Source organism: Zoogloea oryzae (assembly GCF_030161255.1).
GTDB lineage: Bacteria > Pseudomonadota > Gammaproteobacteria > Burkholderiales > Rhodocyclaceae > Zoogloea > Zoogloea oryzae.
Window position 1 is genome coordinate 23,718 of sequence record NZ_BSPX01000057.1, and the last position, 8,797, is coordinate 32,514.

General features: G+C 68.0%; 6 protein-coding genes. 5 read left to right on the top strand and 1 reads right to left on the bottom strand.

Annotated features, from left to right (window positions below; genetic code table 11):
* The first annotated feature begins 94 nt into the window (after positions 1 to 94).
* The 5 genes from QQK25_RS16420 (at position 95) to QQK25_RS16440 (ending at position 6,993) form a co-directional block, all read left to right on the top strand.
* Positions 95 to 2,419 carry an acetate/propionate family kinase gene (locus QQK25_RS16420; protein WP_284188897.1) on the top strand — a complete coding sequence of 775 codons (2,325 nt, stop codon included), beginning with the start codon at positions 95 to 97 and terminating at the stop codon, positions 2,417 to 2,419.
* Positions 2,420 to 2,682: 263 nt separating this feature from the next.
* Positions 2,683 to 3,774 carry an acyltransferase family protein gene (locus QQK25_RS16425; protein ID WP_284188898.1) on the top strand — a complete coding sequence of 364 codons (1,092 nt, stop codon included), beginning with the start codon at positions 2,683 to 2,685 and terminating at the stop codon, positions 3,772 to 3,774.
* 397 nt (positions 3,775 to 4,171) lie between these two features.
* A complete protein-coding gene (locus QQK25_RS16430) occupies positions 4,172 to 5,110 on the top strand; it encodes a 3-carboxyethylcatechol 2,3-dioxygenase (protein ID WP_284188899.1) in 939 nt (312 codons plus the stop codon).
* Between the two features lie 46 nt (positions 5,111 to 5,156).
* Positions 5,157 to 6,356: an acyl-CoA dehydrogenase family protein gene (locus tag QQK25_RS16435; protein ID WP_284188900.1), complete on the top strand. Its 1,200-nt coding sequence runs from the start codon at positions 5,157 to 5,159 to the stop codon at positions 6,354 to 6,356.
* Between the two features lie 70 nt (positions 6,357 to 6,426).
* Complete coding sequence (locus QQK25_RS16440; RefSeq protein WP_284188901.1) at positions 6,427 to 6,993, top strand: flavin reductase family protein; 567 nt, start codon at positions 6,427 to 6,429, stop codon at positions 6,991 to 6,993.
* A gap of 110 nt (positions 6,994 to 7,103) precedes the next feature.
* Here QQK25_RS16440 and QQK25_RS16445 read toward each other — a convergent pair.
* Positions 7,104 to 8,797: HD-GYP domain-containing protein (locus QQK25_RS16445; protein WP_284188902.1), on the bottom strand; the 1,694-nt coding region annotated here is incomplete at its 5' end.

Sequence of the window (8,797 nt, forward strand, 5' to 3'; positions counted from 1 at the left end):
GAGGCGTATAAGGGAAGCTACGCAGTGATGCACTGCAGCAAAAGTGCTACGCTTTCCCGATCTGAATCAACACCCGCGCACCGCGAGAATCATCATGAGCGAAGTTGACCTCAAGAAATTCTTCCTCGAACAGGTTCCCCTGTTCGCCAGCTTCCCTGCCGACAAGGTCGAGACCATCGTCGGCCAGTCTCGCCTGACCACCTACGAAGGCAACGAGGCGATGCTCGAGACGGGCGACGAGGCCCGCAACATCGGCATCGTCATCACCGGCCACGCCGAGATCTCCGTCACCGACAACACCGGCACCCGCACCGTCATCAGCCAGCTCGGCCCGGGCGACGTGTTCGGCGTGATGTCCACCCTCACCGGCGACCGCATCGCCGCCGACGTGATCGCCGGCAACCGCTGCTTCGTGCTGCTGATTCCGCAGGATGTGTTCAACCTGCACATCCTCACCAATCCCAAAGCCGTCGCCTACCTGTCGCACAAGCTCCTCGACCGGGTGCGCACCCTGTCCACCGACATGCTCAACAGCCAGCCGGGCCAGCCCGCCAAGGCCGACGACCCGTACTCCCTGTCGCTGCACACCGATTCCCCGGGCAAGGTGCTGGCCCTCAACGTGGGCATCAGCCAGATCCACTTCGGCATCTACGACACCCACGATCTGGGCTCCGACGTCCACGGCATCATCGACAACGCCGATCCGGCCATCTCGCGCGTCCGCGTGTTCGTGGGCACCCAGGTCCGGTCCGCCGAGCGCTCGCCCTTCCCGCTCACCGACCTGTTCCGGGTGATCGAGGAATCCACCCGCCTGCTCGGCGACGCCTTCGCCTTCCATCCCCACGACGTCACCGCCGTTGGCCACCGGGTGGTGCATGGCGGCAGCAAGTTCGCGAGCTCGGTGGTGATCACCCCGGCGGTCATCGCCGACATCGAGGCCCTGTCGGTGTTCGCCCCGCTGCACAACCCGGTAAATGTGGAAGGCATCCGCGAGGCCATGCGCCAGCTGCCCGGCGTGCCCCACGTGGCCGTGTTCGACACCGCCTTCCATCAAACCCTGCCGCCTTACGCCTACCTCTACGGCCTGCCCTACGAGCTCTACAAGCAGCAGGGCATCCGCCGCTACGGCTTCCACGGCAGTTCGCACCGCTACGTGTCGCTGAAGGCCGCCGAGGTGCTGAACCGCCCGCTGGGTGAGCTGGAGATCGTCTCCTGCCACCTGGGCATCGGCGCCTCCCTGTGCGCCATCGACCACGGCCGCTCGGTGGATACCACCATGGGCATGACGCCGACCGACGGCCTCATCATGCCCAGCCGCTCCGGCAGCATCGATCCTGCGGTGATGATCCACCTGATGGAGCACAACAAGCTCTCCGCCGACGACCTGTCGACGATGATCAACACCAACAGCGGCCTGAAGGGCATCTCGGGCATCTCCAGCGACATCCACGACATCGAAGCCGCCGCCAACGACGGCCACCACCGCGCCCTGCTGGCCCACAAGGCCTTCTGCTACCAGGTGCGCAAGAACATCGGCGCCTACGTGGCGGCGATGGGCGGCATCGACGTGCTGGCCTTCACCGGCGACGTGGGCGAGACCAGCGCCGCGGTGCGCAGCCTGGCCTGCCAGGGCCTCGGCTACATGGGCATCCGCCTCGACGAGGAGAAGAACCGCAACCTCGACCGGGTGGGCGACTACGCCATCATCTCCGCCGACGATTCGCCGGTCACCATCCTCGTCATCACCAACGACGACGAACGCCTGGTGGCCTGGGAAGCCCTGCGCGCCATCGAGCGCAACGCGCTGTCGGTGGCCATGCGCGAAGATCAGGCCGAAGCGCCGATCCCCATCGAGATCTCCGCCCACCACGTGCACCTTTCGCAAGCCGACGTGGACAAGCTGTTCGGCCCCGGCCACCAGCTCACCCCGGAGCACGAGCTCTCCCAGCCGGGCCAGTTTGCCTGCGCCGAGAAGGTGCACCTCGTCGGCCCCAAGGGCCGCATCGCCAACGTCCGCGTCCTCGGCCCGACCCGCAAGGAAACCCAGGTCGAGATCGCCATGACCGAGCAGTTCAAGGTCGGCATCCAGCCGCCGATCCGCGAATCGGGCGACCTCGCCAACACCCCGGGCATCACCCTCGAAGGCCCGTTCGGCAGCACCACCATCGAGCGCGGCGTGATCTGCGCCCAGCGCCACATCCACATGTCGCCCGAAGACGCCCTGCGCTTCCGGGTGCGCGACAAGTACGTGGTACGGGTGCGCGTCGAAGGCGAGCGCGAGCTGATCTTCGGCGACGTGGTGGTGCGGGTGAATCCGGCCTACCGCCTGGCGATGCACATCGACACCGACGAAGGCAACGCCGCCAACATCCGCACCGGCATGCTCGGCTACATCGAGGAAATCCAGAACCGCTACTGAGCGGCTCCGGCCTCACCGAAACCGGCAGCGCGCCGGCCCCGGGCCCCAGGGCTCGCGGCCGGCGCGCTGCCGTTCACGACTCACTTCGGGCACGATCCATAACATTTTCAAATACTTCTCCGGACCGATTTCATGTCCGTCCGGATGCCTCGCGCGTATAATCGCCCGCTTCGCTCGACTGCTGCGCTGCAGCAAATCAACCCAGCGGCCACCCGCCTCCCGTCGAGCGCCCGATTCCCGCCCACGGAGAACGCGCGACCATCATGCGCCCTGACGCCTCAAGACTGCCCGCCATCGATGCCCTCAAGGCCATCGCCTGCGTGCTGATCGTCCTGCACCACCTCGCCTTCTACGGCCCCATGGCCGACGTCGCCAAGCCGCTGATGCCCGGCGTCATCGGCTTCCTCGACGAATACGCCCGGATGGCCGTGCAGGTCTTCCTGGTGGTATCCGGCTTCCTGTTCGCCGGCAAGTTCGGCCCCGTGGCCCTGTCCGGCGCACCGCTCAACCTGCTGATCCAGCGCTACACCCGCCTCGTCGTGCCCTATTCCGGCGCCCTGCTGCTGGCCATCGCCTGTTCGGCCCTGGCCGGCGTATGGATGGAGCACCGCTCGATCTCCGACGTGCCCGATCTGGGCCAGCTCCTCGCCCACGTGCTGCTGCTCCACGACCTCCTCGACCAGGAAGCCCTGTCGGCGGGCGTGTGGTACGTGGCCATCGACTTCCAGCTGTTCGCCCTGGCGGTGCTGCTCCTGTGGCTGCCCGGCCGCGTTGCCGCCCTGCGCCCGCTGGCCCCGGCCCTCGTCGCCGCGATGACCCTCGCCGCGCTGTTCGGCTTCAACCGCGACGCCTTCTGGGACGAAACCGCGTTCTACTTCTTCGGCAGCTTCGGCATCGGCATCCTCGCCGGCTGGGCCATCCGCCAGCCCCGCTCGGGCCTGTGGCTGGCCGCGCTGACGGTGGTGGCGGTCACCGCCCTGGCGGTGGATTTCCGTCCACGCATCGCGGTGGCCACCACGGTGATGCTGTTCCTGGGCCTCGCCGGCCGTAGCGGCTTCCTCTACACCATGCCGGTGCCCGCCGCGGTCAGCCGTCTGGCGCGCATCTCGTACTCGGTGTTCCTGGTGCACTTCCCCCTGTGCCTGCTGGTGAACGCCACCTTCATCACCCTGTTCCCCACCCACCCGATGGTCAACGCCATCGGCATGCTGGTGGCGCTGGGCATCAGCATCGTCGGCGGCGAGCTGTTCTACCGGGGCATCGAAAGCCGCCCCCTGCCGGTGCGCCTGCGCCTGCTGTTCCCGGCCGGCGTGGTTGCCGGCGGCTGGCTGGCCGCCCTCGCGCTCGGAGGCTGAGCCCCGCGGGCCACGCCCGCCCCAGCGTAAGACGCCGTCCCCCGGCTCCGGGCGACGGCGTTTTTCGTTGACCTCGCCCTGCTGCAGCCGCAGCCCGCAAAACGTCGCCCGAGACCCGCCACGCCTTGATCCACGCCGGGCGGCGACCCGGCCAGCCCGCTCCGGGCGTCGACCACACCCCACGACAAAATCCAGCAAAAACAACGTTGTGCATATTGTGCACACTTTTGCATTTGCTTTTTGTGGCTGTGGACCACCCCCCTAGAATCGCCTCACCAACAAAAAGAGACGCAGGGTGGAGACAGCCCCAAGGCAAGCGCAGGCCGCAACCCGGCCCGCCTTCTCCGCCCTCGCCTGTCGGCGCCGCACGGCCCGGTCCACACGCTGAGGAGCACGCATGTCCATCAAACTCAAATGCCTGTCGCACACCCCGCTGCGCGGGCTGAACGACCCGGGCGCCGACGTCGTCCGCGAGGTCGACACCGTTCTGGCCCAGGCCCGCGCCGAGGTTGAAGCCTTCGATCCCGAGCTGATCGTGATCTTCGCGCCGGACCATTACAACGGCCTGTTCTACGACCTGATGCCGCCGTTCGTGATCGCCACCGCGGCCGAATCCGTCGCCGACTACCAGACCCTCCCCGGCCCCCTGTCCATCCCCAGGGATCTGGCCCTCGAGATGACCAAGTTCATCCTCGACCAGGACGTGGACATCGCCCTCTCCCACCGCCTGCAGGTGGACCACGGCTGCACCCAGACCCTCGAAGAGCTCACCGGCAGCCTCACCCGCTACCCGGCGATCCCCATCATCATCAACTCGGTGGCGCCGCCCTTCGGCCCCTACCGCCGGGTGCGCAAACTGGGCGAGGCGGTCGGCAAGTTCCTCGCCACCCTCAACAAGCGCGTGCTGATCCTCGGCACCGGCGGCCTCTCCCACGAGCCGCCCGTGCCGCTGCTGTCGGGCGCCCCGGACGAGATCGCCAACTTCCTGATCGCCGGCCGCAACCCGACCCCGGAAGCCCGCGCCGCCCGCCAGGCCCGCACCATCGCCGCCGGAAAGATCTACGGCACCGAAGCCTGCGCCCAGACGCCCCTCAACGAAGAATGGGATCTGGCCTTCATCGACCTGCTGACGAACCGCCGCCTCGCCGAGGTGGACGACTTCCGGATCGACGAGATCTCGAAGGCTGCCGGCCGCTCGACCCACGAAGTGCGCACCTGGGTGGCCGCCTTCGCCGCCCTCGCCGCCACCGGCCCCTACGCCGCCCGCAAGGATTACTACCGCGCCATCAACGAATGGATCGCCGGCTACGGCGTGGTCAGCGCCGAACAGGCCTGAACCCGCCCCCGCCGCCAAGCCCGACATACCAAAGGAGATTTGACCCATGAACGCTGCCGTTGAAACCCTCATCCCGTCCGAAGAAGAGATCGTTGCCCGCGCCGAAGCGCTGATCCCCTGGCTGCGCGAACGCGCCGACGCCTGCGAGAAGGCCCGCATGGTCTCCCCCGAGACCATCCAGAAGTTCCAGGAAGCCGGCTTCTTCAAGATCCTCCAGCCCAAGCGCTGGGGTGGCTACGAGATGCACCCGAACGTCCTCAACAAGGTGCTGATGGAGCTGGCCCGCGGCTGCCCGTCCAGCGCCTGGAACGTGATGGTGCTGGGCGTGCATCCCTTCGAAGTGGGCCTGCTGCCCAGCCAGTGCGGCGACGAGCTGTGGGGTGAGGACAACTCGCGCCTGGTGTCGTCCTCCTACGCGCCCTTCGGCACCGTCACCCGCGTCGAAGGCGGCTACGTGCTCAACGGCGAATGGCTCACCTCCAGCGGCTGCGACCACGCCGCAGGCGGCGCCTTCCTGGGTGGCCGCGTGGCCAACGCCGCGGGCGAGATCGAGTTCCGCTCGTTCTGGGTCCAGCGCGCCGACTTCGAGATCATCGACGACTGGTTCGTGGTCGGCCTTGCCGGCACCGGCTCCAAGAAGCTGGCGGTGAAGGAAGTCTTCGTGCCCGAATACCGCAGCCACGTGATCGGCGCCTACGACGACGACTCCCACGGCCACGTGAACAACCTCTACAAGATGCCGTTCTTCTACGTCTTCTACGCCGCCGTGTCGTCCGTTATCATCGGCATGGCCCGCGGCATGGTCGATCTGTACATCGATCACATGGTGCCGCGCCAGAACATCAACCAGGCCGTCGGCGCCGCGGTCCAGGACCCGTTCATCAAGGCCAAGCTCGGTGAAGCCTATGCCAAGATCCTTGCCAGCACCTCCCGCGTGCTGCAGAACACCGAAGAAGCCTGGAGCTACGCCTCCAAGGGCAAGCTGGTCCCCCTGGACATCCGCATCCGCCACTTCGCCACCAACCAGTTCACCGGTGGCGAATGCTTCGACGCCGGCCACATGATCTTCAAGAAGACCTCCACCCGCGGCGTGTGGCTCAACTGCCCGCTGCAGCGTCAGCTGCGCGACCTGCTGGTGGGCGCCAACCACATCACCCAGAACCAGGACAACATCGGCGACCTGCTCGGCGGCCACCTGCTGGGCAACCCGCTGCCCAAGGTGAACCCCTTCGGCGTGAAGGCCTGATCCACCCGGCGGCCCGGCCACGCACCGGGCTTTTTTTCATGAAGCCACCACACCACGAGAGAGACAAACCATGACCGACCTCACCAACGCCGTCGTCCATCAAAGTCCGGTCAGGGATGTGAAGACGCCGGGCCTTGCCGAACTGCCCACCGTCACGCCCGCCGAGCAACGCAACGGCATGCGCCACCTGGCCGCCGGCGTGTCGATCATCAGCGCGGCCGACAGCGAGCGCCGGGCCGGCCTCACCGCCACCGCGGTGTGTTCGGTCACCACCGATCCCCCGCGGCTGGTGGTGTTCGTGAACAAGAACGTGGTCGCCAGCGAGATCATCCAGCAAAGCGGCGCCCTCGCCGTCAATGTGCTGGCCGGCGACCAGGAAGAAGTCGCCCGCGCCTTTGCCGGCATGGTCGAAGGCGTACATGGCGACGCCCGCTTCGGCTACGGCAGCTGGGGCACCGCCGTTACCGGCGCGCCGATGCTCGAAGGCACCCTGTCGAGCTTCGATTGCCGGGTCATCAAGATGTTCGACGAGAGCACCCACCACGCCTTTCTGTGCGAAGTGCTGACGGTGCGCGAACGCAACGACGGCCAGGCGCTGGTGTACCTCAACGGCGCCTTCCGCAAGATCGACCAGTAAGCAGACTGCTCCTCGTGGGGCCCCCGCTCGTCCGGGCGCCCTGCTTTCCGGCCCGTTCCGCCCCTCCCCGGGCGTGATGGGCCGTGTTTTTTGCGGCCCCGCGGGCGGCCTCAGCTCGGCCGGGCAAGGGCCGCCTCCACATCCACGTCATCCACGTGGCTGGGGCTCAGGTGCGCCTCGGCGTATTCGCGGAACACCCCGGAACGCAGGAAGAGCGCGAAGAGATCCGGGTCGATGTGCCCCTCGTCGCGCATCCGGGACATGATGGCGATGGCCTCCGAGAGGGTCTTGCCTTTCTTGTAGGGCCGGTCGGCGGCGGTGAGGGCCTCGAAGATGTCGGCGATCGCCATCATCCGCGCCACCGGGCTCATCTCTTCGCCGGTGAGGCCGCGCGGGTAGCCGGTGCCGTTCATCTTCTCGTGGTGGCCGCCGGCGATCTCGGGCACCGCCCGCAGGTGCCGCGGGAAGGGTAGCGCGTCGAGCATCCGGATGGTCTGCACGATGTGCTCGTTGATGGTGTAGCGGTCTTCTTCGGTCAGCGTGCCGCGGCTCACCGACAGGTTGGCGAGCTCGCCGTGGTTGTGGCGCAGGGCCGGCACGTTGAGGCGGAACCCCCAGCGATTGTCCGGGGCGATGCGCTCATCGGGCCCGCGTGCCTCCCGGTGCGCCGGCTTGTCGGCGAGCAGGGTTTCCATCACCGGCAGCGGCTGGGCGGGGCCGTGGCGCCGGCATTCTTCTTCCGACAGCCCGAGGCGGTCGTCCAGGGTGCGCAGCCAGAGCTGCCCGCCGATCTGACGCAGACGCTCCACGTCCGTCGCCGCCATCGCCTCGCCGCCCACGTTGCAGGCCGCCACAAAGGCGAAGTCGGCGTCGAGCCGGGCGTGATCCCGCGCCAGCACGGCGCGGGCTTCGGCGGAGTCGGCGCCAGCGGCGATGGCCTGCAGGCAGGTGATCTCGGCGTCACGCTTCTTCACCTCGAAGCGCATCCGGATCTCGTGGATGCGGTTGTAGCGCAGCTCGAGCTTGGTGGCCTTGTCGACGATGCTCTCGGGCGTCGCCACCTTGCCGCAGTCGTGCAGCCACGCGGCGATGTGCACCGCCTCCCAGTCGTCGTCGCCGAGCTGGAAATCCTTGAACGGCCCGTCGGTGGCGTCGCAGGCCGCGCGGGCGAGCAGCTTGGTGAGCACCGGCACCCGGGCGCAGTGGCCGCCGGTGTAGGGACTCTTGGCGTCGATGGCGCCGGCGAGCATCTGGATGAAGGATTCGAACAGGCGTTTCTGGGCGCGGATCAGGCCACGCGTCTCGACCGACAGCGCCGCCGCCCCCGACAGCGCCTCGACAAAGTTGACCAGATCCCGCTGGGGCTCGGCGTCGAACCACAGCACCAGCAGGCCGATGCGGGTCTGGTCGCGGGCGAGGAGCGGCACCGCCAGATAGGCGAGGCGCGTGGTCTCAAGCGCCTCGGCGAGCCCGACGCAGCTGCGCCCGACATCGTCGGCGCCCACATCGACGCTGCCCACGCGGGAGCGCGCCGCCGACCCTACCAGCCCGGCCATCGCGGCCCCGTCCGGCGCGGCGTCCCGCGGCAGGTTGGTGTCCCCGGCCCGGCGCAGCGACGCCAGCTCGAGCGTCGCGCCGTCGTCGTCGGCCAGATAGAGCACGCCGGCCCGGGCGCCGGTCACGGCAACGGTCTCGTCCACCAGCCGGGGCAGCAGGCGGTCGAAGTTCGATTCCCGCGCCATGGTCGCCGAGATGTCGAGGAAGTGGCGGACCGCCCCCTTCATCGAGGCCAGATCGGCGGCCA